22 protein-coding genes and 2 pseudogenes are annotated in these 22,736 nt (G+C 70.5%); 13 read left to right on the forward strand and 11 right to left on the reverse strand.

Annotated elements, in window-relative coordinates:
* Positions 1-146: 146 nt before the first annotated feature.
* The 5 genes from ACGFW6_RS40510 to ACGFW6_RS40530 form a co-directional block, all read right to left on the reverse strand.
* Complete coding sequence (locus ACGFW6_RS40510) at positions 147-1,802, reverse strand: FAD-dependent monooxygenase (RefSeq protein ID WP_393521575.1); 1,656 nt, start codon at positions 1,800-1,802, stop codon at positions 147-149.
* Positions 1,803-1,978: 176 nt separating this feature from the next.
* A complete protein-coding gene (locus tag ACGFW6_RS40515) occupies positions 1,979-2,881 on the reverse strand; it encodes an amino acid ABC transporter permease (RefSeq protein ID WP_393521577.1) in 903 nt (300 codons plus the stop codon).
* The gene (locus ACGFW6_RS40520) at positions 2,878-3,552 is read right to left on the reverse strand and encodes an amino acid ABC transporter permease (RefSeq protein WP_393521579.1); all 675 of its coding nucleotides are present in this window, start codon (positions 3,550-3,552) and stop codon (positions 2,878-2,880) included. Before ACGFW6_RS40520 ends, ACGFW6_RS40515 begins: the two co-directional genes overlap by 4 nt.
* Positions 3,553-3,648: 96 nt before the next feature.
* Positions 3,649-4,491 carry a glutamate ABC transporter substrate-binding protein gene (locus tag ACGFW6_RS40525; protein WP_393521581.1) on the reverse strand — a complete coding sequence of 281 codons (843 nt, stop codon included), beginning with the start codon at positions 4,489-4,491 and terminating at the stop codon, positions 3,649-3,651.
* Between the two features lie 126 nt (positions 4,492-4,617).
* Positions 4,618-5,394 (reverse strand): amino acid ABC transporter ATP-binding protein, encoded by a 777-nt coding sequence (locus ACGFW6_RS40530; protein ID WP_393521583.1) that lies wholly within the window; start codon positions 5,392-5,394, stop codon positions 4,618-4,620.
* Between the two features lie 283 nt (positions 5,395-5,677).
* Here ACGFW6_RS40530 and ACGFW6_RS40535 point away from each other — a divergent pair, with 283 nt between their 5' ends.
* Together ACGFW6_RS40535 and ACGFW6_RS40540 are read left to right on the forward strand one after the other, a co-directional pair.
* On the forward strand, positions 5,678-6,364 hold the full coding sequence (locus ACGFW6_RS40535; RefSeq protein ID WP_393521585.1) for a response regulator transcription factor: 687 nt from the start codon (positions 5,678-5,680) through the stop codon (positions 6,362-6,364).
* A gap of 8 nt (positions 6,365-6,372) precedes the next feature.
* Positions 6,373-7,764 (forward strand): ATP-binding protein, encoded by a 1,392-nt coding sequence (locus tag ACGFW6_RS40540; protein WP_393521587.1) that lies wholly within the window; start codon positions 6,373-6,375, stop codon positions 7,762-7,764.
* A gap of 18 nt (positions 7,765-7,782) precedes the next feature.
* Here the strand turns inward: ACGFW6_RS40540 and ACGFW6_RS40545 are convergent, their stop codons facing one another.
* The gene (locus ACGFW6_RS40545; RefSeq protein ID WP_393521589.1) at positions 7,783-8,778 is read right to left on the reverse strand and encodes a TAXI family TRAP transporter solute-binding subunit; all 996 of its coding nucleotides are present in this window, start codon (positions 8,776-8,778) and stop codon (positions 7,783-7,785) included.
* Positions 8,779-8,896: 118 nt separating this feature from the next.
* Here ACGFW6_RS40545 and ACGFW6_RS40550 point away from each other — a divergent pair, with 118 nt between their 5' ends.
* Positions 8,897-9,301: a MazG nucleotide pyrophosphohydrolase domain-containing protein gene (locus ACGFW6_RS40550; RefSeq protein ID WP_393521591.1), complete on the forward strand. Its 405-nt coding sequence runs from the start codon at positions 8,897-8,899 to the stop codon at positions 9,299-9,301.
* Between the two features lie 127 nt (positions 9,302-9,428).
* Here the strand turns inward: ACGFW6_RS40550 and ACGFW6_RS40555 are convergent, their stop codons facing one another.
* On the reverse strand, positions 9,429-10,376 hold the full coding sequence (locus ACGFW6_RS40555; RefSeq protein WP_393521593.1) for an NADP-dependent oxidoreductase: 948 nt from the start codon (positions 10,374-10,376) through the stop codon (positions 9,429-9,431).
* Positions 10,377-10,426: 50 nt separating this feature from the next.
* On the opposite strand from ACGFW6_RS40555, the pseudogene ACGFW6_RS40560 reads away from it, so the two are divergent.
* Positions 10,427-10,477, forward strand: a pseudogene (locus tag ACGFW6_RS40560) (hypothetical protein); the annotation flags it as partial.
* Between the two features lie 153 nt (positions 10,478-10,630).
* Here the strand turns inward: ACGFW6_RS40560 and ACGFW6_RS40565 are convergent.
* Together ACGFW6_RS40565 and ribA are read right to left on the reverse strand one after the other, a co-directional pair.
* Positions 10,631-10,846, reverse strand: a pseudogene (locus tag ACGFW6_RS40565) (DUF2218 domain-containing protein); the annotation flags it as partial.
* 50 nt (positions 10,847-10,896) lie between these two features.
* Positions 10,897-11,616 (reverse strand): GTP cyclohydrolase II, encoded by a 720-nt coding sequence (ribA, locus tag ACGFW6_RS40570; RefSeq protein WP_393521595.1) that lies wholly within the window; start codon positions 11,614-11,616, stop codon positions 10,897-10,899.
* 164 nt (positions 11,617-11,780) lie between these two features.
* Here ribA and ACGFW6_RS40575 point away from each other — a divergent pair, with 164 nt between their 5' ends.
* The 4 genes from ACGFW6_RS40575 (at position 11,781) to ACGFW6_RS40590 (ending at position 14,976) form a co-directional block, all read left to right on the forward strand.
* Positions 11,781-12,257, forward strand: coding sequence for a MarR family winged helix-turn-helix transcriptional regulator (locus tag ACGFW6_RS40575; protein ID WP_393521597.1), 477 nt, complete (start codon positions 11,781-11,783; stop codon positions 12,255-12,257).
* 116 nt (positions 12,258-12,373) lie between these two features.
* Positions 12,374-13,900, forward strand: coding sequence for a tRNA (N6-isopentenyl adenosine(37)-C2)-methylthiotransferase MiaB (miaB, locus tag ACGFW6_RS40580; RefSeq protein ID WP_393521599.1), 1,527 nt, complete (start codon positions 12,374-12,376; stop codon positions 13,898-13,900).
* 46 nt (positions 13,901-13,946) lie between these two features.
* Positions 13,947-14,237: a hypothetical protein gene (locus ACGFW6_RS40585; RefSeq protein ID WP_393521601.1), complete on the forward strand. Its 291-nt coding sequence runs from the start codon at positions 13,947-13,949 to the stop codon at positions 14,235-14,237.
* 10 nt (positions 14,238-14,247) lie between these two features.
* A complete protein-coding gene (locus tag ACGFW6_RS40590) occupies positions 14,248-14,976 on the forward strand; it encodes a class III extradiol dioxygenase subunit B-like domain-containing protein (RefSeq protein WP_393521603.1) in 729 nt (242 codons plus the stop codon).
* Positions 14,977-15,052: 76 nt separating this feature from the next.
* Here ACGFW6_RS40590 and ACGFW6_RS40595 read toward each other — a convergent pair whose 3' ends face one another.
* Positions 15,053-15,322, reverse strand: coding sequence for an antitoxin (locus ACGFW6_RS40595; RefSeq protein WP_393521605.1), 270 nt, complete (start codon positions 15,320-15,322; stop codon positions 15,053-15,055).
* A 24-nt stretch (positions 15,323-15,346) separates the two neighbouring features.
* On the reverse strand, positions 15,347-15,616 hold the full coding sequence (locus ACGFW6_RS40600) for a hypothetical protein (RefSeq protein ID WP_393521607.1): 270 nt from the start codon (positions 15,614-15,616) through the stop codon (positions 15,347-15,349).
* A 182-nt stretch (positions 15,617-15,798) separates the two neighbouring features.
* On the opposite strand from ACGFW6_RS40600, the gene miaA reads away from it, so the two are divergent.
* From miaA to ACGFW6_RS40625, 5 genes are all read left to right on the forward strand, one after another.
* Complete coding sequence (gene miaA / locus ACGFW6_RS40605) at positions 15,799-16,737, forward strand: tRNA (adenosine(37)-N6)-dimethylallyltransferase MiaA (protein ID WP_393521609.1); 939 nt, start codon at positions 15,799-15,801, stop codon at positions 16,735-16,737.
* Between the two features lie 108 nt (positions 16,738-16,845).
* Positions 16,846-17,349 carry a hypothetical protein gene (locus tag ACGFW6_RS40610; protein WP_393521661.1) on the forward strand — a complete coding sequence of 168 codons (504 nt, stop codon included), beginning with the start codon at positions 16,846-16,848 and terminating at the stop codon, positions 17,347-17,349.
* 111 nt (positions 17,350-17,460) lie between these two features.
* Entirely contained in the window at positions 17,461-18,336 is an 876-nt protein-coding gene (gene dapF / locus ACGFW6_RS40615) for a diaminopimelate epimerase (RefSeq protein WP_393521611.1), read from the forward strand.
* A gap of 299 nt (positions 18,337-18,635) precedes the next feature.
* Positions 18,636-20,807, forward strand: a complete 2,172-nt coding sequence (locus ACGFW6_RS40620; RefSeq protein ID WP_393521613.1) for a RelA/SpoT family protein — start codon at positions 18,636-18,638, stop codon at positions 20,805-20,807.
* Between the two features lie 130 nt (positions 20,808-20,937).
* Positions 20,938-22,605, forward strand: coding sequence for a M1 family aminopeptidase (locus ACGFW6_RS40625; RefSeq protein ID WP_393521615.1), 1,668 nt, complete (start codon positions 20,938-20,940; stop codon positions 22,603-22,605).
* The last annotated feature ends 131 nt before the right edge of the window (positions 22,606-22,736 follow it).

Raw genomic sequence — 22,736 nt, forward strand, 5'->3', positions numbered from 1 at the left:
CGTGCCTCGGCTCACCGGCTCCGGCTCAGGCTCACGGGCTCCGGCTCACGGGCCCGGCTCCCGCGGTGGGCGTGCGATGGGCGTGCGGTGGGCGTACGCGGTCGAGAGAAGCGCGCGCGGGAGCCGACCCGGACGACAGGCGGGCGTCAGCGCGAGCCGGCGGCCGCCGTCCTCGCCTCCTCCGTGGCCGTCTCGGCCGCCTTGGTCGGTCCGCCCAGCGCCGTCTCGGCCGCGGAGTACAGATCGGCGGGCCGTACCCCGCTCAACGCCGTCACCAGATGACCGTCGGGCCGCACCAGCAGGACCGAGTGCGCGGCCGCGCCCGGGTAGCTCTCGGCGACGAGCAACTCGGCCGGGTGTGGCAGCGCCGTCACCGCGGCCGCGAGGCGGGGCATGATCCCGGCGGTCGCCCAGTGCTTGCGATCCCACACGCCGGTGCCCGGCGCGATCAGCAGGACGAGCAGCGCACCGCGTCCGAGCCGGTCCCTCAGCTGGACGAAGGAGCCGTCCTCGGCGGTGACCCGTACGTCCACGACCGGTGCGCCGCGTGGCGTGTCCACCGGGACCTCGCCCTCGAGCTGCTGGGGCGCGAGCGGCGACTCGGCGTAGGTGCCGGGCGAACCGATCGCTCCCTGCCCGAGGTGGCCGTCCGTCAGCAGGGCGTCCAGGCCCCGTGCGGATCCGCGGACGAACGAACGCATCCCGCTGCCCGTACGCAGGAGCGGCAGCACCTGGTCGGCGGCGCGCAGCCGGGCGGCGACGACGGCGCGCCGCTCGGTCTGGTAGCTGTCGAGCAGCGCCTCGTGCCGCCCGTGGTGCCAGGCCGATGCCAGCTTCCAGGCGAGGTTGTCGGCGTCGCGCAGACCTTCGTCGAGCCCGTGCGTGCCGAGCGTGCCGAGGCAGTGCGCCGCGTCCCCGGCGATGAAGACGCGGCCCACGCGCCAGCGCCGTGCGAGGCGGTGGTGGACCGTGTGAACCCCGGTGTCGAGGAGTTCGTACGACGGTGTCGGCCCGTCGGACCAGCCGGCGAGCGTCTCGCGGACATGACCCACCAGAAGCTCGGGTGTGACCAGGTCCTTGCCCGCCGGCAGCAGCCAGTCCAGGCGCCACACCCCCTCCGGGAGGGGCCGCCCGGTGATCTCCCCGCCCGAGGGTCCGGACGTGCGCCACGGCGGCATCCGATGGAGCAACGCCTGGCCTTCCCACGGAAGTTCCACGCGCAGCGCGGCCACGGCGTGTCGTTCCACCGCCGTACGGCCGGGGAAGCGGATGTCCATGAGTTTGCGCACGGTGGAGCGCGGGCCGTCGCAGCCGATGACGTAACTGCCACGCCACCAGGTGCCCTTCGGGCCGCGGGTGTGCGCGGTGACACCCGAGGACTCCTGCTCGATGGCGTCCAGGCGGCTGTCCACGACGACCTTGACGAGCGGTTCGGCCTTGAGGGCCGTGCGCAGGGCGCCGGTCAGGACGTGCTGGGCGACGTGCAGGGGAGCGGGGTTCGCAACAGCCAGGTTGTTCTCGGGGTTTTCCGAGGCGTCGTCGAACGTGACCTCGCGCATCACCTGCTTGCGCCGCATCGACCGCCATCCGGCCCAGCGGGTCCCGACCTCACCGAGCGGCATACCGGTCAGGCGTTCGATGAGGGCGGTGGTGTCCTCGCGCAGGACGACGGAGCGTGCGAGGCGGGGTTCGTCCTTGCCGGGACCCTCGTCGAGAACGACGCAGGGGACTTCCTGACGGGCCAGGGCCAGGGCGAGCGTGAGCCCGACGGGCCCCGCTCCGACGATGATCACCGGGTCCATGGCGCGGCGCCCCCTGCCCGCAGCGGTGTCCCCAGGAACGCGAGTGAACAGAAAGTTGGAGCAGGGTGCACGATCACAGAACGTATGCAACCCATTGCCGGTGCTTGCGTCAAGTGACGGAGGGCAGTGGCGATCATGCCACTGCCCTCCGTGCGTTCAAGCGATGTGACCAGTTGTCAGGTCGCCGCGCCGGTTCCGTAGCTGCCACCCGTCGCCGCCGGGTTCAGCTCCTCCATGTCCTCGGCGCTGAGCACCGCACCCGTGCCCCGCTTGCTGCGCCGCAGCCGCTTCTCCAGCCAGCTCGCGAAGCTGGTGAGGATGAAGTTGAGGACGATGTAGATGATCGCCACCACGATGAAGCTGGGGATGACGTTGGCGTAGAAGGCCGCCAGGGTCTGGCGCGCGTTGAGCAGCTCGGTGAAGCCGATCATCACGCCGCCGAGCGCCGTGTCCTTCACGATGACCACGAGCTGGCTGACGATGGCCGGCAGCATCGCGGTGACGGCCTGCGGCAGCAGGATCGTCCGCATCGTCTGGCTCTTGCGCAGGCCGATCGCCATGGCGGCCTCCGACTGCCCCTTGGGCAGGGAGAGGATGCCGGCCCGTACGACCTCGGCGAGGACGGAGGCGTTGTAGAGCACCAGGCCCGTGACGACCGCGTACAGAGGCCGCTGCTCACTGCTGACGTTCGTCCATCGGTCGTAGAACTCGTTGGCGAACAGCATCAGCAGCAGGACGGGGATCGCCCGGAAGAACTCGACCACCCAGGCGGCCGGCAGCCGCACCCACCGGTGGTCGGACATACGCGCGATACCGAAGATCGCGCCCAGCGGAAGGGCGATCACCATGGCCAGGGCCGCGGCCTTCAGCGTGTCGGCGAGACCCGGCAGCAGATAGGTCGTCCACGCTTGCGATTCGGTGAACGGCTTCCACAGGGCCCACTCCAGCTGGCCCTTCTCGTCCAGGGTGTCCCAGACGAACCACGCGAGCAGGGCCAGCAGGGCGAAGAAGACCACCGAGATGAGCACATTGCGCCGCTTGGCGCGGGGGCCCGGGGAGTCGTAGAGAACGGAGCTCATCGCTTCACCGCCAGTCGCTTGCTCAGCCAGCCGAGGAAGAGGCCGGTGGGCAGGGTCAGTACCACGAAACCGAAGGCGAAGATCGCGCCGATGAGCAGCACCTCAGCCTCGTTCTCGATCATTTCCTTCATCAGGTAGGCGGCCTCGGCCACGCCGATCGCGGCCGCCACGGTCGTGTTCTTGGTGAGGGCGATCAGCACGTTGGCCAGCGGGCCGATGACCGAGCGCAGGGCCTGCGGCAGGATGATCAGCCGGAGGGTCTGGCTGAAGGTCAGCCCGATGGCCCGGGCTGCCTCGGCCTGGCCCATGGGCACGGTGTTGATGCCGGAACGGATCGCCTCGCAGACGAAGGCCGCGGTGTAGGCGACGAATCCGAGGACCGCCAGGCGGAAGCCACGGACGCCGAAGTCGGAGGCGCCCATCGTCACACCGAAGATGTCGGCGAGACCGAGCGAGGTGAAGATGATGATGACCGTCAGGGGGATGTTCCGGACGATGTTCACATAGGCCGTGCCGAACCCGCGCATGAGCGGGACCGGGCTGACCCGCATCGCGGCCAGGAGGGTACCCAGGATCATGGAACCGATGGCGGAGAAGAAGGTGAGCTTCACCGTCATCCAGAAGGCACCCAACAGGGTCGGGTCGTTGTAGTCAGAAAGAAAATCGAACACGATCTCCCGCGCTTCCGGGTGGGTGGCGAACGTGGATAGCGCGGCGCGCCGCCGCCCTGATCGCGGTGGACGGCGGCGCGCCGATGGATCCTCGCGCTACTGGACGATGACGCCGATCTTCGGCGCGGGCTCGTTCTTGTAGTCGGCCGGGCCGAAGTTCTCCTTGACGGCCGTGTCCCAGGCGCCGTCCTTGACCATCTTCTCCAGGGCGGCGTTGACCTTGTTCACGGTCTCGGTGTCACCCTTCTTCACACCGATGCCGTAGTTCTCGTTGCTCAGCTTGAGGCCGGCGAGCTTGAACTTGCCCTTGTACTGCTCCTGCGCGGCGTAACCGGCGAGGATCGAGTCGTCCGTGGTCAGGGCGTCCACGGAACCGCTCTGCAGGCCGGCGATGCACTCCGAGTAGCCGCCGGTCTCCTTCAGGTTGGCCTTCGGCGCGAAGTCGTTCTTGACGTTCTGCGCCGACGTGGAACCCGTGACCGAACACAGGTTCTTGCCGTTGAGGTCGGTGGCCTCGGTGATGTCCGAGTCCGTCTTGACCAGCAGGTCCTGGTGGGCCAGCAGGTACGGGCCGGCGAAGTCGACCTTCTCCTTGCGCTCGTCCGTGATCGAGTACGTGGCCGCGATGAGCTTCACGTCGCCACGCGACAGCGCGTTCTCACGGTCGGCGCTCTTCGTCTCGATGAACTCGATCTGGTCGGGCTCGTAGCCGAGCTCCTTGGCCACGTACGTGGCGACGTCGACGTCGAAGCCGGAGAAGGTGCCGTCGGGCTCCTTCAGGCCGAGACCGGGCTGGTCGTACTTGATGCCGATCTTGATCTTGTCGCCGCCACCCGAGCCGGACCCGCTGTCGCTGTCGCCGTCGCCGCCACACGCGGTGGCGGTGAGGGAGAGGACGAGGGCGGCGGCCGCCGCGGCGGAGACCTTGCGGAGCTTCATGGTGAACATCCTTTGTGTGGAGAAGAGATGCGTGCCGCCAGGAGCGGCGGGGTGACGCAGGTCGTCGGCTGCGAGACGCAGTCCGTCAGTGGTGCGGGAGCGCAGTCTGTCGGTGGTGCGGGATCCTCAGTGGTGCAGGATCTTGGACAGGAAGTCCTTCGCGCGGTCGCTGCGCGGATTGCTGAAGAACTGGTCCGGTACGGCTTCCTCGACGATCTTGCCGTCCGCCATGAAGACCACCCGGTTGGCGGCCGAACGGGCGAAGCCCATCTCGTGGGTCACGACGATCATGGTCATGCCGTCGCGGGCGAGCTGCTGCATGACCTCCAGGACCTCGTTGATCATCTCCGGGTCGAGAGCCGACGTGGGCTCGTCGAAGAGCATGACCTTGGGGTCCATGGCCAGAGCTCGGGCGATGGCCACACGCTGCTGCTGACCACCGGAGAGCTGTGCGGGGTACTTGTCCGCCTGTGTACCCACACCCACCCGGTCCAACAGGGCGCGGGCCTTCTCCTCGGCCTTCTTCTTGTCCGTCTTACGGACCTTGATCTGCCCCAGCATCACGTTCTCGAGCACGGTCTTGTGCGCGAAGAGGTTGAAGGACTGGAAGACCATCCCGACATCGGCACGCAGCCGGGCCAGCTCCTTGCCTTCCTGGGGAAGCGGCTTGCCGTCGATGGCGATCGCACCGGAGTCGATCGTCTCGAGGCGGTTGATGGTGCGGCACAGGGTGGACTTCCCGGACCCGGAGGGTCCGATGACCACGACGACCTCACCGCGGGCGATCGTCAGATCGATGTCCTGCAGCACGTGCAACGCGCCGAAGTGCTTGTTGACGTTCTTCAGGACGACCAGGTCGCCGGTCGCGGCCACATCTTCCTTGGCCACCGATACTTCGGTCATCGCTCTCAGGCTCCGTCCTCCTCGGTTTCGGAGGACAGTAATAACCGTATCCGACCTGCGTCATTAGTTCTGAGGGGAATCTGAGCATTACGATCCGATAGCAATCGGACACATGTCGTAGCACTTGGACCTGCGTGCGTACCGGCTGCATAACGGAAGCCGCCCGCAACCGGAACCCCCTTGACGGCGTCCTCGTCCATCAGCGTGACTGCCATGGTGCACGCGCGCGTGCGCACTGTGTATCTATCCGATTCGTACGGCCAGTGAACTGAGGGAGGCCGGGATGAGACTCCTCCTCGTCGAGGACGACAACCATGTCGCTGCCGCGCTGTCCGCGGTGCTGGCACGGCACGGCTTCGACGTGACGCACGCGCGCAGCGGCGAGGAGGCCCTCCAGGCACTCGTTCCCGAGGGCAACGGCTTCGGCGTCGTCCTCCTCGACCTCGGCCTGCCCGACCAGGACGGCTACGAGGTCTGCGGCAAGATCCGCAAGCGCACCAGCACGCCGGTGATCATGGTCACCGCGCGCTCCGACGTCCGCTCCCGCATTCACGGACTCAACCTCGGGGCCGACGACTATGTGGTGAAGCCGTACGACACGGGGGAGCTGCTCGCCCGGATCCACGCCGTCAGCCGGCGCACCGCGCCCGAGGACACCGCGACCGGCGGCGACGGTGTGCTGCGCCTGGGCGCCGTGCATATCGAGCTGCCCACCCGTCAGGTCAGTGTCGATGGTTCCGTGGTCCAGCTGACCCGCAAGGAGTTCGATCTCCTCGCCCTGCTGGCTCAGCGCCCCGGGGTGGTCTTCCGCCGGGAGCAGATCATCAGCGAGGTGTGGCGCACGAGTTGGGAGGGGACCGGGCGCACTCTTGAGGTGCATGTGGCGTCCCTGCGCGCCAAGCTCCGCATGCCGGCGCTGATCGAGACCGTACGAGGCGTCGGCTACCGGCTCGTCGCCCCGGCCGCGTAGCGGGCACGGTGCGCACTCGACTTCTTCCGCTGCTCATCGTTCTGATGGCGGCCGTACTGCTCGCCCTCGGTGTGCCGCTCGCCGTCAGCCTGGCCTCCGCCCAGCAGCAGAACGTGGTCGTCGACCGGATCGACGACACGGCGTACTTCGCGGCCATCGCCCGGCCCGCCGCGGACACCACCAGCGGGTCCCGCGACGACCTGCGCATCCTCAGCCGGGAACTGGAGAGCTACTACGAGGTCTACGGCATCCGGGCGGGCGTCTTCCTGCCGAACGACACGCCGCTCGCCAACGGACCGACGACCTGGTTCCTGCCCGAGACCGGCGAGGTGCGCGAGGCCTTCGAGGAGTCGCTGCTCAGCCGGCGCAGCCACGACCCCAAGCAGGTCTGGCCCTGGCAGCGCGGCCGCCTCGTGGTCGCCTCGCCGGTGATCCGGGACGGCGACGTCGTCGCGGTCGTAGTCACCGACTCGCCCACCGGGGAGATGCGCTCGCGGATCCTGAACGGCTGGCTGATCATCGCGGGCGGTCTGACGGCCGCGATGCTGGTGGCCGTCGGGGCCGCCCTGCGGCTGACCGGCTGGGTGCTCAGGCCGGTGCGCGTGCTGGACGTGACCACGCACGAGATCGCCAGCGGCCGGCTGAAGTCCAGGGTCGCGGTGGCCAGCGGCCCGCCGGAACTCCGCAGGCTGGCCCGGTCGTTCAACGAGATGGCGGACAACGTCGAGGACGTGCTGGAGCAGCAGCGCGCCTTCGTCGCCGACGCCTCCCACCAGCTGCGCAACCCGCTCGCGGCGCTGCTGCTGCGCATCGAGCTGCTCGCCTTCGAGCTGCCCGAGGGCAATGAGGAGATCGCCTCCGTGCAGACCGAGGGCAAGCGCCTCGCCCAGGTCCTGGACGATCTGCTCGACCTCGCCCTGGCCGAGCACACCGCGGCCGACCTGCGGCTGACCGACGTCGGCGCGCTGGCCGCCGAGCGCGTCGCGGCATGGGCGCCGACCGCCGAGGCCAAGGGGGTCCGGCTGCTCGGGAACTGCCCGCCCACCACCGGCTGGGCCGACCCGGTCGCGCTGTCCAGCGCGCTGGACGCGGTGATCGACAACGCGGTCAAGTTCACGCCGAAGGACGAGAGCGTCGAGGTGTCGGTCACCTCCAACGGCGCCGTCTCGACGATCGAGGTCGTCGACAACGGCCCCGGTCTCACCGACGAGGAGCTCGCCCGCATCGGCGACCGCTTCTGGCGCAGCGGCCGCCACCAGAACATCAAGGGCTCGGGCCTGGGCCTGTCGATCTCCCGAGCGCTGCTCTCGGCGGGCGGCGGCACCATCTCGTACGGTCACCACGAGCCGCGGGGGCTGCGAGTGACGGTGACGGTGCCGAGGTCGGGACCGTCCGCCTGAGCCGCTCTTCTGCGGTTGCTACGGCTTGACCGAGCGGTAGTACCGCCGGGCACCGTCGTGCAGTGCCAGCGGGTCGGTGTAGATCGCCGTACGCAGATCGACGAGCTGGGCGGAGTGGACGTGGGCCCCGATGCCGTCGCGGCTCTTGATCACCGTGCGGGTGAGCCACTCCGTGAGGCGGGGGTCCATGTCCTTGCGGGTGATCAGCAGGTTGGAGACGGCGATGGTCGGCACCGTGTCGCCGTTCTGCACGGTCGGATACGCCGACTCCGGCATGTTGGTCGCGCGGTAGAAGTGCGCCGTGTCGCCCTGCGCGTGCACCTTGGCGACCAGCCTGGCGTCGATCGGCACGAACCGGAACGCGGACGTCTCGGCGATCTTCTCCAGCCCGTCCGTCGGCACGCCACCGGACCAGAAGAAGGCGTCGAGCTCGTGGCCGAGCCGCTTGGGCCCGGTGTCGATGCCGTCCGACCTGGGGGTGATGTCCTTCTCCGGGTCGATGCCGGCGGCCTCCAGGACACGGGTGGCGATCAGCCGTACGCCGGAGTTCGGCAGCCCTATGGCCACCCGCTTGCCCTTGAGGTCCGCGACGGAGCGGATGTCGGAGTCCGGGGGGACGACGAGCTGCACGTAGTCGTCATAGAGGCGGGCCACACCGCGCAGCCGGTCGGTGACGGGCTTGCCGCTCATCTTGTACGTGTCCACGGCGTCGGCGGCGGCGATGGTGAAGTCGGCCTTGCCGGTCGCCACGCGCTCGACGTTCTCCTGGGAGCCGGCGCTCGTCAGCAGCTTCACCTCGAGCTGCGGCATGTCCCTGGCCAGCTCGTTGCGCAGCAGCTCGCCGTACTCCTGGTAGACCCCCGCCCGCGTGCCGGTGCTGAACGTGATCGTCCCGCTCGGCGGCTCCTCGCCCAGGGGCAGCAGCCACCACAGCAGCAACCCGAGGGCCACGGCCCCGGCGACCGTGGCCTGGACGGCCCGGCTGCTGCTGATGCGGTCGAGTGCCTTGGACATGCGGCGATCCTGCCAGCCGGTACGCGGTGCTGACCAGGGCCGAGGTCACAGGGCGCGGGCCGTGTTCATGATCGGGACCGCGACCGGGGCCGTCCCGCCCGGTCGCTACAGTCGCCGCATGAGTTCCTCGCCTGCCGACCTGGTCCGTGAATTCCACCTCGCCTTCGGGCTGGCCGCACGCAGTACGCCGACCGAGGTGTCCCGGGACCTCGCCGCCCACAGAGGGGAGCTGCTCGCCGAGGAGGCGGCGGAGGTCGCCGAGGTCTCCGTCACCGGCCCGCTCGACAGGCTCGCGCACGAGCTGGCGGACGTCGTCTACGTCGCGTACGGCACGGCCCTGGTCCACGGGATCGACCTCGACGCCGTTCTGGCCGAGATCCACCGCTCCAACATGACCAAGCTCGGCCCCGACGGCCAGATCTCCCGCCGGGCCGACGGCAAGGTCCTCAAGGGCGAGCACTACGAGGCACCGGACGTGTCGGCCGTGCTGCGCCGGCAGGGGTGGGCGGCCGACAACGTCTGAGCCGGCGGCCGTCGTCTGAGCCCGCGGCCGTCGTCTGAGCGTGCGGCCGATGTCTGAGCCGGCGGCCGTCGTCTGAGCCGCGGCCGTCGTCTGAGCGTGCGGCAGACGTCTGAGCTGGCGGCCGATGTCAGAGCAGGATGACCGTCTTGCCGCGCGAGCCACCGGCGCGGGCGCGGACGACGGCGGCGGGGGCGTCGGCCAGGGGCACCTCGGCGTCGATGGTGATCCGGAGCTTGCCCGCGTCGGCCAGCGCAGCGAGGGACTCCAGCTCCTTGCGGCTCGGGTCGTTCACGAGGTTGACGCCGTGTATCTCGCGGGCGGCCAGGGCGTCGGGGTCGGCGGCCCGGTTGGTGCTCACGTAGGTGCCACCCGGCTTGAGGAGTGCCGCCAGGGCGTCGACGTCGCCGCCGGGTGCGGTGACCAGGTCGAGGATCGCGTCGATGCCGTCGGGATGGGCGGCCAGGACCTGCTCGGCGGTGGGCGCGGCCGTGAAGTCGAGGGTCTCGTCGGCGCCGAGATCACGCAGGTGGCCCGCGATGTCGCCGGTGGCGGTGGCCAGCACCCTGGCCCCCTGGAGCGCGGCGAACTGGATCGCGGACTGACCCACTCCGCCGGACGCGCCGTTGATCAGGATCACCTGTCCGGTGTCGAGGCGGGCCGCCTCGATGGCCTGGTAGGCGGTGACGCTCGCGGTGGGCAGGGCGGCGGCGACCGGGAAGGGCAGGTCGTCGGGCATACGGGCGAGGGTGCCGTTCTCGGCGGCGATCACGTACTCCGCGTAGGAGCCCCGGCCGCGCGCGAGGTTCATGAACTGGCCGTAGACGGTGTCCCCGGGGCGGAAGTGGATGACCCCGGGGCCGATGCGCTCGACCACGCCGGCCCCGTCCGAGCCCATGACCAGCGGGAAGTCGTGCTCGACGAGGTCCTTGAGGGCTCCGTCGGCGACCTTCCAGTCGAAGGGGTTGAGCGCCGCGGCGTGCAGCCGGACCAGCAGCTCGCCCGGGCCCGGCTCCGGCACGGGCAGATCGGTCAGGCGCGGCTCGGCCCCGAAGCCGGTGATCGTGACGGCCTTCATGGCGGTGCCTTTCTCTCGGACGCCGGTCGGGCGCGTCAGTCCTGAGCGGGGTGGACCTGAGTCGAGTCGTCCTGAGCGGGGTCGATCTGCGCCGGGTCGTCCTGAGCGGCGTCGACCTGAGCCGGCTCGTCTTTAGTCAGGTCCTCCTGAGCGGGGTCGATCTGCGCCGGGTCGTCCTGAGCGGTGGGCTCGTCCCAGGCGACGATGAGTTCGTTGCGGCGCCCGAAGCGTTCGAGGTGGCTGCCCACGACGTCCCGGATGCCGGTGAGCGTGGCGGCGTCGGGTGCGGTGACGCGGATCAGCAGATGCTCGGGCCGAGGTTCGAGGACCACGTCGGTGTGCTGGAAGGTGAGGCGGTGGCCGCCGTCGGCCGTCTCCTCGACGGGGATCTTCCGGCCGAAGTGGGAGGCGAGCTGCTTGGCGTAGCGCGGGGCGGCGTCGGTGGCGACGCGGGCGAGGGAAGAGGGCATGGGAGTGCTCCGGAGGGGATGACGGGTCCGTTCTCACGGATCCCGGACGGTCAGCCGGCCAGCGTGGAGACCGCGCCCGGACCGGCCTGCTCGGGCAGACCGATGGAGACAGCGCCCGGACCGGCCTGCTCGGGCAGCGCGATGGTGTGGTGGGTCCGCTCCGCCTTGGCGTGCAGATAGCGGACGTTGCTGTCGGTGGCGAAGACCCCGGTCCGCCGCACGTGGCGCACGGAGACGCCCAGGTCGCGCAACTGCCCGGCCTTGTCGGGGTTGTTGGTGAGCAGGTCCAGCTCGCCGATGCCGAGGGCGGTGAGCATCTGGGCGGCGGCGGTGTAGTCACGGCCGTCCTCGGGCAGGCCCAGGGCGGTGTTGGCGTCGTAGGTGTCCAGGCCGGCGTCCTGGAGGGCGTAGGCGTCCATCTTGTTGTAGAGACCGATGCCGCGGCCCTCCTGGCGGAGGTAGAGCAGGACGCCGCCGGTGTCGGCGATGCGCTCCACGGCCTCGCGCAGCTGGGGACCGCAGTCGCAGCGGGCCGAGCCGAACACGTCCCCGGTCAGGCACTCCGAGTGCAGCCGCACCAGCGGCGCGGGCGCGGCCGCGGGATCGCCGAGGACCAGCGCCACGTGCTCCTCGCCGTCGGCCAGGCCGTGGAAGGTGACCGCGTCGGCCTTCACCTCGTAGCCGTCGGCGAAGCGCAGCGGGATGGTCACGCGGGTGCGGATCGAAGCGGGGCCGGAGCGGGAGTGACCTGCTGAGGGGGCGGCGTCCATGCGTACTCCTTCGTGGTCCCGGCAGGTTCAAATTTGAACCTCGATGCGTCGACCCTAGCGTGAAGTTTCAAATTTTGAGCAACCTGCGTGCTGTTGCGCCCGTCACACCCCGGGGACCGCGCTCGGCGCGGGGTCCGCATGTGAACCACCGCTAACGTGGACGCATGGCCGAACCCCAGTGGTTGAACGAGGAGGAGAAGCGCGCCTGGCATGCCTTCGTGGCCGCCTCGTCGCTCGTCAACCGTCGGCTGGACCAGCAGCTCAAGGACGAGGTCGGGATCACGCACCTCCAGTACGAGATCCTCGTGCGCCTCGAAGCCGCCGAGAACCGCGAGATGCGCATGAGCGGCCTCGCCGACGCGCTGCTCAACTCCAAGAGCGGCCTGACGTACCAGATCACCCAGCTGGAGAAGGCCGGCCTGGTCACCCGGCGCTCCTGCGCGAGCGACGTGCGCGCGGTGTACGCCGTCCTCACCGACGTCGGCCACGGGATGCTGGAGCGGGCGGCGCCGGGCCATGTCGCCCTCGTGCGCAAGCTGCTCATCGACGTCCTGACGCCCCGGCAGCTCGCGGCCGTCGCCGACGGGCTCGGGGAGGTCGTGCAGCGCATGCAGGAGGGCGAACCGGGGGACGTCCGGTAGGGATCACCGGGTCGTCGGCGGCGTACTCCGGTACGGGACCGCGCCGCCGAGGACCGCACGGTCCCTCACGGGAGTACGGGACAAGGCCCCTCCGCCGACCGCCTACCCTTGAACGCATGACCAGCAGCAGTGACCGGAGCCCGGCAGTGGAAGCGCGTGGAAATCTCACCTATGAGGTGCGCACCTACGGGTGTCAGATGAACGTCCACGATTCCGAGCGGTTGTCCGGCCTGCTCGAGGACGCCGGTTACGTGCGCGCGCCCGAGGGCTCCGACGGCGACGCCGACGTCGTCGTGTTCAACACCTGCGCGGTCCGTGAGAACGCCGACAACAAGCTCTACGGCAACCTCGGCCACCTGGCCCCGAAGAAGGCGAGCCGGCCCGGCATGCAGATCGCGGTCGGCGGCTGCCTCGCGCAGAAGGACCGCGACACCATCGTGAAGAAGGCGCCCTGGGTGGACGTCGTCTTCGGCACGCACAACATCGGCAAGCTGCCGGTCCTGCTGGAGCGCGCCCGCGTGGCCGAGGAGGCGCAGGTCGAGATCGCCGAGTCGCTGGAGGCGTTCCCCTCGACGCTGCCGACCCGGCGCGAGAGCGCCTACGCGGCCTGGGTGTCGATCTCCGTCGGCTGCAACAACACCTGCACCTTCTGCATCGTCCCGGCCCTGCGCGGCAAGGAGAAGGACCGCCGCACCGGCGACATCCTCGCCGAGATCGAGGCCCTGGTCGCCGAGGGCGTCAGCGAGATCACGCTGCTCGGGCAGAACGTCAACGCCTACGGCTCCGACATCGGCGACCGTGAGGCGTTCAGCAAGCTGCTGCGCGCCTGCGGAAAGATCGAGGGCCTGGAGCGCGTCCGCTTCACCTCGCCGCACCCGCGCGACTTCACCGACGACGTCATCGCCGCCATGGCCGAGACGCCGAACGTCATGCCGCAGCTCCACATGCCGCTCCAGTCCGGCTCGGACACCGTCCTGAAGGCGATGCGCCGCTCCTACCGCCAGGAGCGTTACCTGGGAATCATCGAGAAGGTCCGCGCCGCCATCCCGCACGCCGCGATCACCACCGACATCATCGTCGGCTTCCCCGGCGAGACCGAGGAGGACTTCGAGCAGACGCTGCACGTCGTCCGCGAGGCCCGCTTCGCCCAGGCCTTCACCTTCCAGTACTCCAAGCGCCCCGGCACCCCGGCCGCGACCATGGAGGACCAGATCCCCAAGAAGGTCGTCCAGGAGCGTTACGAGCGCCTCGTCGCCCTCCAGGAGGAGATCTCCTGGGAGGAGAACAAGGCGCAGATCGGCCGCACCATGGAACTGATGGTCGCCGAGGGCGAGGGCCGCAAGGACGGCGCCACGCACCGCCTGTCCGGCCGCGCCCCCGACAACCGCCTGGTCCACTTCACCAAGCCCGACCAGGAGGTCCGTCCCGGCGACGTCGTCACGGTCGAGATCACCTACGCGGCCCCGCACCACCTCCTGGCCGAGGGTGCCGTCCTCGATGTGCGCCGCACGCGCGCGGGCGACGCCTGGGAGAAGCGGAACACCGCCGAGGCCGCCAAGCCGGCCGGTGTCCTGCTCGGCCTCCCGAAGATCGGCGTCCCCGAGCCGCTGCCGGCGGCCACGGGCGGGTGCGCGGCACACTGAGCACGTACGGCTGAACCAGGGGCGGGCGAGGGGACGGGGGCGGGACATGGCGCAGTGGGTCGTGGTCGTGCAGTCGGGTTACGGCGAGCAGTACATGTGCGACGAGGCCGCCCGCTTCCAGGGCACGCGGGAAGAGGCCCGCGCCCGCCTCTACGAGATCGCCTGCACGTACAAGCACCGCAGCGGGCTGCGGCAGAAGCACCGCGAGGTGTTCCGGGTCGGTGACGGGGACGCGTACTACGCCGTCGTCGCGGGCATGATGACCACCCATCGGGTCCTGTTCCAGCTGGCCGAGCGGGTGTGGAGCACCGACCCGGAGCCCAAGACCTGGGAGTAGGCTCCCGATCATGCTCGTCGCCGCCGCAGTCTGCCCCTGTCCTCCGCTCCTGGTGCCCGGCGTCGCCGCGGGTGCCGCGCCCGAGCTGGACCCCGCGCGTGCCGCCTGCACGGACGCGCTGGGCCTGCTCGCGGCCGCCCGGCCGGACCGGCTCGTGGTCGTGGGCCCCGGCCGGGAGAGCGAGCACGGGGGGTACGCCGAGGGGACGCACGGCACCTTCCGCGGCTTCGGCGTGGACATCGACGTACGACTGGGGCGCTCCGCGGCCGACACCGGCCCTTCCGGGCCCTCAGAGCGTCCGCTGCCGACCTCGCTGGCCGTCGCCGCGTGGCTGCTGGAGCGGACGGGCTGGGCGGACGCCCCGATCGAGGGACTCGGAGTGGGGGAACCGCTGACGCCCGAGCGGTGTATTGAGATCGGGAGGGACGTCGCCGCCCGGGCCGAGCGGGTGGCGCTGCTGGTGATGGGCGACGCCAGCGCCTGCCGCACGCTCAAGGCTCCCGGTTACCTCGACGACCGCGCGGCGCCCTTCGACGCGTCCGTCGCGCGGGCGCTGGGCGAGGCGGACCTGGCCGCGCTCAAGACGCTGGACACCGAGCTCGCGTACGAGCTGAAGGTCTCGGGCCGGGCTCCCTGGCAGGTCCTGGCGGGGGCCGCCGAAGAGGCGGGCCTGTCGGGCGCGCTGCTGTACGAGGACGCGCCGTACGGGGTCGGGTACCTCGTCGCGACCTGGTCGTAGACGCGGGGCGGCACTCGCGCGAACGGCGGACGGCCGGGAGCCGTGAAGCTCCGCGGCCGTCCGTCGAAGTGCCGTTTCAGGTGGTCGGCGGGGGTGAATCCTGCGGCGGCGTGCTGCCGCCGGTCGCCGGGCCGTCGTCCTTGTGCGCGATGCGGCCCATGGCGCCCTTGGCCTTGCCCGTGCCCGTGTGGATCTTGTTGCTGTACTTGCCCTTGGTCCGTTCGTCGACGGCCCGCGCGGCCCGGTCGAGGCCGTGGTGGACCTGCTCCTCGTGCCGCTGCGCGAAGTCGGAGACCTTGTCCTTGGCCGGGGCGAGTTTGGCTTTCAAATTGTCCATCAGACCCATCGTTCACCTTCCCGCGCGGGGCAGTTACGTGCGGGCGCCCTCACCGGCCTCGCTGTCGGCGGCCTCGTCGGCGGACTGCTGCTTGGGGATCTCGACCCCGTCGTCGGCGTCGGCCTCGACGGACTCCGCCGCGGGCGGCTGGACCGCCTCGTCGGCCTCGGCCTCCGCCGACCCCTTCGCCTCTGCCGTCTCCTCCGCTGCCTGCTCGGCCGTTGGTGTGTCGGCCTGAACCTCGACGGTTGACGCCTCTTCCGCGGCCTTGGACCGCCGGAAAAGCCGTGCGAAAACGCCCATATCCACTCCATACGTTACTCGTGCGGGCGAAATCCCGCGTCGTCCGGTGTGTTCCATCGCGCCCCCGGGTGGCCGCCTCCGTGAAACCGGCGGCGAGAACCTCGCAACACGCAACGACCCCGCGCGCGTGCCGTCACGTAACTCGTTCGAGGCCACCCCGTGAGGTTTGCGAGACTGGGGCGGTGAGCAGTGCACCCCCCGCCCCGCGCGTCATCGCCGTAGTCGGCCCCACCGCAGCCGGAAAGTCCGATCTGGGCGTTTTCCTGGCCCGCCAACTCGGCGGCGAAGTCGTCAACGCCGACTCCATGCAGCTCTACCGAGGGATGGACATCGGCACCGCCAAGCTGACGCCCGAGGAGCGCGAGGGAGTCCCGCACCACCTCCTGGACATCTGGGACGTGACGGTCACGGCGTCCGTCGCCGATTACCAGCGGCTCGCGCGGGAGCGGATCGACGCCCTCCTCGCCGAAGGGCGCTGGCCGGTCCTGGTCGGGGGCTCGGGGCTGTACGTCCGCGGGGCCGTCGACAACCTGGAGTTCCCCGGCACCGACCCCGAGGTCAGGGCCCGCCTCGAGGAGGAGCTCGCACTGCGCGGCTCCGGGGCGCTGCACGCCCGGCTGGCCGCCATCGACCCCGAGGCGGCGCAGGCGATCCTGCCGAGCAACGGCCGCCGTATCGTCCGGGCCCTCGAAGTGATCGAGATCACCGGTCAGCCCTTCACGGCCAACCTCCCCGGGCACGACTCGGTGTACGACACGGTCCAGATCGGCGTCGACGTGGCCCGCCCCGAGCTGGACGAGCGCATCGCGCGCAGGGTGGACCGGATGTGGGAGGCCGGGCTGGTGGAAGAAGTGCGCGCACTGGAGGCGCAGGGGTTGCGCGAGGGGCGTACTGCCTCGCGCGCGCTCGGCTACCAGCAGGTGCTCGCGGCGCTCGCCGGTGAGTGCACCCTCGAAGCCGCCCGCGACGAGACCGTCCGAGCCACCAAACGCTTCGCGCGCCGCCAGGATTCATGGTTCAGGCGCGACCCCCGGGTGCACTGGCTCAGTGGGGCTGCGGCAGATCTCACAGAACTTCCGCATCTCGCACTGGCGTTGGTCGAACGACCGGTTACAGCCTGATCACGTGATGGCATCGGGACGCTCCGGCCGTCATCCCGGCCTCCGGCGCCATGCCATCATCGAGCTTCGATCGACCAAGTGGAGTCCGAGTTGGGAGGGCGCGTGGCGATGGAGGCCGGCCCTCGCGACACCGCACAAAGTACCGAGAACGTCACCACTGACACGGGTGAGCGGGAACCGGACGGTGACCGCCTGAGCCCGGACGGGCCCGACGAGACCGAGGTCGGCGTCACCGACGACGGTCCCGAGCCCGAGGAGATGTACGCGAGCGGTCCCGAGGTCGAGGTCGAGCTCCGCCCGCAGCGCCGACTGCGCATCTGGCAGCTCGCCCCCATCGTGGGTCTGGCCGCGGTCGGCTCCCTGATGTTCGCCTTCCCGCTGGCCTTCGACTTCGGCGACAGCGGAGCCGTGATCGCCATGCTGGGGCTCCTCATCTGCTCCTGCGCGGCCGGCTGGGGCATGATGGCCGCCCGCCGGGTCGGCTACACCTGGCCCGGGCTGCCGCAGCGCGGCTCCGGGCGCAGACCCGACTGGCGTGTGGTGCTGGCGTACGTCCTGGTCGTCGCCGCAGTGGTGGTTCTCGCCGTGTGGCGCGTCGCAAGACTCCGCTGAAGCTCCCCGGAAAGGGACGCTGAGCCGGGCCGATGTCCGGCTCAGCCGTGTGGGCGGGACCGGCCCCCACCGGCCCGCGGCAAAGGAACCGCCTTCACATACGATCGATGCATGAGCACGCGCACGCGGATCGCCTTCCTCAAGGGCCACGGCACCGAGAACGACTTCGTGATCGTCCCGGACCCGGACAACGCCATCGACCTGTCCCCGGCCGCCGTCGCCGCCCTGTGCGACCGCCGCGCCGGCATCGGCGGTGACGGCCTGCTGCACGTGGTCCGCTCCGCGGCGCACCCCGAGGCCAAGGCCATGGCGGCCGAGGCCGAGTGGTTCATGGACTACCGCAACGGCGACGGTTCGATCGCGGAGATGTGCGGCAACGGCGTGCGCGTCTTCGCCCACTACCTCCGGCGCGCCGGTCACACCACCGAGGGCGACCTCGCGATCGCCACGCGCGGCGGCGTGAAGACCGTGCACATCGCCAAGGACGGCGACATCACCGTCGGCATGGGCAGGGCCCGCCTCCCCGAGGGGGACGTGACGGTGAGCGTCGGCGAGCGCACCTGGCCCGCGCGCAACGTGAACATGGGCAATCCGCACGCCGTCGCCTTCGTGGACGACCTCGCGCACGCGGGCAACCTGTACTCCCCGCCGCCGTTCAGCCCGGCCTCGGCCTACCCGGACGGGGTCAACGTCGAGTTCGTGGTCGACCGGGGCCCCCGGCACGTCGCCCTGCGCGTGCACGAGCGCGGCGCCGGTGAGACCCGGTCGTGCGGCACGGGCGCGTGCGCCGTCGCCGTGGCCGCCGCGCGCCGGGACGGCACCGACCCGGCGGTCACCGGTGTCCCCGCGACGTACACCGTCGACGTACCCGGCGGCACCCTGGTGATCACCGAGCGGCCCGACGGCGAGATCGAGATGACCGGCCCCGCGGTGATCGTGGCCGAGGGTGAGTTCGACGAGGAGTGGCTGGAAACGATCGCTCGCTGAGTGCTCGGGTGGCCGGGAAGCGTGGCCCTGAGGCGTCTGCGCTTGGGGAGTAGAGGTTCTGACGCCGTGAAAGCGTTGGAAAACGCGAACTCCGGCTGGTCGGCTGGCGCAAAATCGTAAACCTGCAAACCCTCCCTCGATTGGGTGATCCGTTTCACGCTCGGCGAGAGGCGGTCAGTCGCACGTGATGGGCTCGGTAGCATCAAGCACCGGCCCGGACGGGGGACAAGTCGCCATCCCCTGAGCCGTGTCCGCCATGGGGTACCCCGTCCGCCGGTTTGACGCAGCCGGAGGTGCCCATGAGTGCGGAGGCAACGAATTCCGCGATGCCAGGCCCGGTAGCAGGCCCTGTCCCGCCTGCCGTGCCCCGCAGGAAGGCCCGCGCCCGCCTCGACCTGCGCCGCCTCGGCCGGGCGGCGCTGCTCGGCCCCGCCTCACGCGACCGGCTGCCCGACGCCATCGGCCATGTCGTCGACGCCCACCGGGCGCACCACGCCGACGCGGACCTCGAACCGCTGCGCCGCGCCTATGTGCTGGCCGAGTCCTCGCACCGCGGCCAGATGCGCAAGAGCGGTGAGCCGTACATCACACATCCCCTCGCGGTGACCCTGATCCTCGCCGAACTCGGCGCCGAGACCACGACCTTGACGGCCTCCCTGCTGCACGACACCGTCGAGGACACCGAGGTGACGCTCGATCAGGTCGGCGAGGAGTTCGGCGCGGAGGTGCGCTTCCTCGTCGACGGTGTGACGAAGCTGGAGAAGGTCGACTACGGCGCCGCCGCCGAGCCCGAGACCTTCCGCAAGATGCTCGTCGCCACCGGCAACGACGTCCGCGTGATGTCGATCAAACTCGCCGACCGGCTGCACAACATGCGCACGCTCGGTGTGATGCGCCCGGAGAAACAGGCGCGCATCGCCAAGGTGACCCGTGACGTGCTCATCCCGCTCGCCGAACGGCTCGGCGTCCAGGCGCTCAAGACGGAGCTGGAGGACCTCGTCTTCGCGATCCTGCATCCCGAGGAGTACGAGCACACCCGGGAGTTGATCGTCGAGAACGCCTCCCGCGACGACGATCCGCTCGCGGAGATGGCCGAGCAGATGCGCGGGGTCCTGCGGGAGGCCGACATCCAGGCGGAAGTCCTCATCCGGCCACGGCACTTCGTCTCCGTGCACCGGGTCTCCCGCAAACGCGGCCGGCTGCGCGGGGCCGACTTCGGACGGCTGCTGGTGCTGGTGAACGAGGACGCCGACTGCTACGGCGTCCTGGGCGAGCTCCACACCTGTATGACGCCCGTCGTCTCGGAGTTCAAGGACTTCATCGCCGTTCCCAAGTTCAACCTGTACCAGTCCCTGCACACCGCGGTCGCACGTGAGGACGGACAGGTCACCGAAGTGCTCATCCGCACGCATCAGATGCACAAGGTCGCCGAGGCCGGTGTCGTCGCGCTCGGCAACCCGTACGCCTCCTCCGCCGAGGAACAGGCCGTCGCCGGCGACGGCGAGCGCGCCGACCCGACGCGACCCGGCTGGCTCTCGCGGCTCCTCGACTGGCAGGAGGCGGCACCGGATCCGGACACCTTCTGGTCCACCCTGCGCGAGGACCTCGCGCAGGACCGCGAGATCACCGTCTTCCGGCCCGACGGCGGCACCCTCGGGCTGCCCGAGGGCGCGACCTGCGTGGACGCCGCCTACGCGCAGTACGGGGAGGACGCGCACGCCTGCATCGGAGCCCGGGTCAACGGGCGGTTGGCGACCCTCAGCACGGTGCTGCGCGACGGCGACACCGTCCAGCTCCTCATGGGACAGGACCCGGCCTCGGAGCCCTCCAGGGAGTGGCTGGAGCACGCCCACACGCCCGCCGCGCGGATTGCCATCCAGCGGTGGCTGGCCGCGCATCCCGCCCCCTCGGCCGCGCAGGCCCGCGAGGCCGACGTGGCGTTCCGCAGCGGGGCGGACGGGCCGGCGAGCCCCGCGGCCGCCGTGGAAGGCGCGCTCGTGCCCCCGGCCGGCCGCTCCGCCGCCAACGTCCTCGTCGACCGGCCCGGCGCGAGTGTGCGCCTCGCCGGCTGCTGTACGCCCGTACCGCCCGACGACGTCACCGGTTTCTCCGTGCGCGGGGGAGTGGTGACGGTCCATCGCGTCGAGTGCGCCGCGGTGGCGCGCATGAAGGGCGCGGGGCGTGCGGAGATCGACGTGCGCTGGGGCGAGAGCGCCGAGTGCCGGGTCACCCTGGTCGCCGAATCGTTCGTTCGCCCGCATCTCCTGGCCGACCTCACCGAAGCGATGGCTCAGGAGGGCGCCGAGATCGTCTCGGCGACGGTCGAGCCTCCCTCGCAGCAGCGCGTGCGCCACACCTACACGGTCCAACTGCCCGACGCCACACTGCTTCCGGGGCTCATGCGGGCCATGCGCAACGTGGGCGGTGTGTACGACGTCAGCCGGGCCCAGCCGCAGACGCAGGGGGCGTGAAGGCGCGCGGCAGGGGGTGCGCGGCGCGCTGACCTGCGCGGCCGGACGTGCACCCACCTGACATACCCGTTCGAGTGTGGCGGTCGCGCGTCGTCGACGTCCTGTGCTTGTGCGCTGATAGCCCTGGTCCATGCTGCTCAACCCCCGCAACAAGGCTCAGCGCGCTGCCCGTCCACGCCGGCGTCTCAAGGTGCCCGCGATGTTGGCCGGCGCTGTCTCCCTCTGCCTGCTCGCCGCCAGTGCTCCCGCCACACCCCTGGGCGTCGGTGACCGTCTCTACCCGCATCTGGGCAACCCCGGCTACGACGTGGCGTCGTACGACCTGTCCTTCACCTATCCCGGCGCCAACGACAAGCCCCTCCAGGCCGTCACCACCATCGACGCCTGGACCACCGAGGACCTGGAGCGGGTCAATCTGGACTTCGCTCACGGCAAGGTCGACTCCGTCGAGGTCGACGGAGAGCCCGCGTCGTTCCGCAGCGCCGGTGAGGACCTCGTCGTCACGCCCGGGCAGCCGTTGCCCGACGGCAGCTGGATGCGGATCACCGTGCGGCACACCAGCGACCCCGTCTACGGCAAGGAGCGCGAGGGAGGCTGGGTCCGGACCGCGGACGGGCTGGCCATGGCCAACCAGGCCGACGCCGCGCACGTGGTGTTCCCGTGCAACGACCACCCCTCCGACAAGGCGCTGTTCACGATCCGGGTCACCGCGCCGAACGGCTACACCGCCGTCGCCAACGGCCTGCCGACCGACGTGGACCGCGCGGGCGGCTCGACGACCTGGACGTATCGGACCCGGCACCCCATGGCCACCGAACTCGCCCAGGTGTCCATCGGCCGCTCCAAGGTGGTGCACCGCGACGGACCGCACGGACTGCCCGTACGGGACGTCGTCGCCACCGAGGACCGCGAGCGCCTCGAACCGTGGCTGAAGAAGACCCCGGGCCAGATCGCCTGGATGGAGAAGAAGGTCGGGCGCTACCCGTTCGAGACGTACGGCCTGCTCATGGCCCACGCCACGACGGGCTTCGAGCTGGAGACGCAGACGCTGTCCCTGTTCGAGCGGGAACTCTTCACCCAGTCCGCGTTCCCGCAGTGGTACGTCGAGTCGATCATGGTCCATGAGCTGGCGCACCAGTGGTTCGGCGACAGCGTCAGCCCGCGCACCTGGTCCGACCTGTGGCTCAGCGAGGGACACGCCACCTGGTACGAGGCGCTGTACGCGGCGGAGAAGGCGGACCGGCCGTTCGAAGCGCGGATGAAGGCCGCCTACGGCGCGTCCGACCGCTGGCGCGCCGCCGGCGGACCGCCGGCCGCGCCCAAGGCCCCCGCGCCGGGCAAGAAGAACGGGATCTTCCGCCCCAACGTCTACGACGGTGCGGCCCTGGTGCTGTACGCCCTGCGCCAGGAGATCGGCGCCCCGGCCTTCGAGAAGCTCGAACGCCTCTGGGTGAGCCGGTTCCGCGACGCCTCCGCCTCGACGGCGGACTTCGTCGCCCTCGCGGAGGAGGTCTCCGGACACCACCTCGACGGGTTCATGAACGCCTGGCTGTACGGCGCCAAGACCCCGCCGATGCCCGGTCACCCTGAGTGGAAGTCCGTGAACCCCTCGGAAGCGGTCAAGAAGGCGTCGAAGAAGACGACAGGGAAGGCTGCTGGGAAGACGGCCGGGAAGGCGACCGGCAAGACGGTCGGCGGGAAGGTCGGCAAGGCGACCGGCAAGACGGTCGGCGGGAAGGTCGGCAAGGCGGCCGGAAAGACGACCGGGAGGGCTGCCGGCAAGGCGGCCGGGAAGTAGGGCCGGTCGGGAAATAAGGCGGTGACGAGACGGGCCGTGCCGTGCGACCATCATCAGGTCGGCGCGGCACGGCCCGCGGGAATCTCCCGGGGCGCTCGTGCGTTGTGAGCAGTGACGGATCAGGTTCCGAG

The organism is Streptomyces sp. Y7 (genome assembly GCF_043195415.1).
GTDB lineage: Bacteria > Actinomycetota > Actinomycetes > Streptomycetales > Streptomycetaceae > Streptomyces.

What these genes read in the sequence shown, in the direction of transcription:
- ACGFW6_RS40525 (WP_393521581.1), bottom strand. Translation starts at nt 4,491, where the DNA reads ATGAAGCTCCGCAAGGTCTCCGCCGCGGCGGCCGCCGCCCTCGTCCTC.
- ACGFW6_RS40610 (WP_393521661.1), top strand. Translation starts at nt 16,846, where the DNA reads ATGGAGGCCGGCCCTCGCGACACCGCACAAAGTACCGAGAACGTCACC.
- ACGFW6_RS40625 (WP_393521615.1), top strand. Translation starts at nt 20,938, where the DNA reads ATGCTGCTCAACCCCCGCAACAAGGCTCAGCGCGCTGCCCGTCCACGC.
- ACGFW6_RS40600 (WP_393521607.1), bottom strand. Translation starts at nt 15,616, where the DNA reads ATGGGCGTTTTCGCACGGCTTTTCCGGCGGTCCAAGGCCGCGGAAGAG.
- ACGFW6_RS40620 (WP_393521613.1), top strand. Translation starts at nt 18,636, where the DNA reads ATGAGTGCGGAGGCAACGAATTCCGCGATGCCAGGCCCGGTAGCAGGC.
- ACGFW6_RS40535 (WP_393521585.1), top strand. Translation starts at nt 5,678, where the DNA reads ATGAGACTCCTCCTCGTCGAGGACGACAACCATGTCGCTGCCGCGCTG.
- ACGFW6_RS40515 (WP_393521577.1), bottom strand. Translation starts at nt 2,881, where the DNA reads ATGAGCTCCGTTCTCTACGACTCCCCGGGCCCCCGCGCCAAGCGGCGC.
- ACGFW6_RS40555 (WP_393521593.1), bottom strand. Translation starts at nt 10,376, where the DNA reads ATGAAGGCCGTCACGATCACCGGCTTCGGGGCCGAGCCGCGCCTGACC.
- ACGFW6_RS40575 (WP_393521597.1), top strand. Translation starts at nt 11,781, where the DNA reads ATGGCCGAACCCCAGTGGTTGAACGAGGAGGAGAAGCGCGCCTGGCAT.
- ACGFW6_RS40545 (WP_393521589.1), bottom strand. Translation starts at nt 8,778, where the DNA reads ATGTCCAAGGCACTCGACCGCATCAGCAGCAGCCGGGCCGTCCAGGCC.
- ACGFW6_RS40510 (WP_393521575.1), bottom strand. Translation starts at nt 1,802, where the DNA reads ATGGACCCGGTGATCATCGTCGGAGCGGGGCCCGTCGGGCTCACGCTC.
- ACGFW6_RS40530 (WP_393521583.1), bottom strand. Translation starts at nt 5,394, where the DNA reads ATGACCGAAGTATCGGTGGCCAAGGAAGATGTGGCCGCGACCGGCGAC.
- ACGFW6_RS40585 (WP_393521601.1), top strand. Translation starts at nt 13,947, where the DNA reads ATGGCGCAGTGGGTCGTGGTCGTGCAGTCGGGTTACGGCGAGCAGTAC.
- miaB (WP_393521599.1), top strand. Translation starts at nt 12,374, where the DNA reads ATGACCAGCAGCAGTGACCGGAGCCCGGCAGTGGAAGCGCGTGGAAAT.
- dapF (WP_393521611.1), top strand. Translation starts at nt 17,461, where the DNA reads ATGAGCACGCGCACGCGGATCGCCTTCCTCAAGGGCCACGGCACCGAG.
- ACGFW6_RS40590 (WP_393521603.1), top strand. Translation starts at nt 14,248, where the DNA reads ATGCTCGTCGCCGCCGCAGTCTGCCCCTGTCCTCCGCTCCTGGTGCCC.
- ACGFW6_RS40550 (WP_393521591.1), top strand. Translation starts at nt 8,897, where the DNA reads ATGAGTTCCTCGCCTGCCGACCTGGTCCGTGAATTCCACCTCGCCTTC.
- ACGFW6_RS40595 (WP_393521605.1), bottom strand. Translation starts at nt 15,322, where the DNA reads ATGGGTCTGATGGACAATTTGAAAGCCAAACTCGCCCCGGCCAAGGAC.
- ribA (WP_393521595.1), bottom strand. Translation starts at nt 11,616, where the DNA reads ATGGACGCCGCCCCCTCAGCAGGTCACTCCCGCTCCGGCCCCGCTTCG.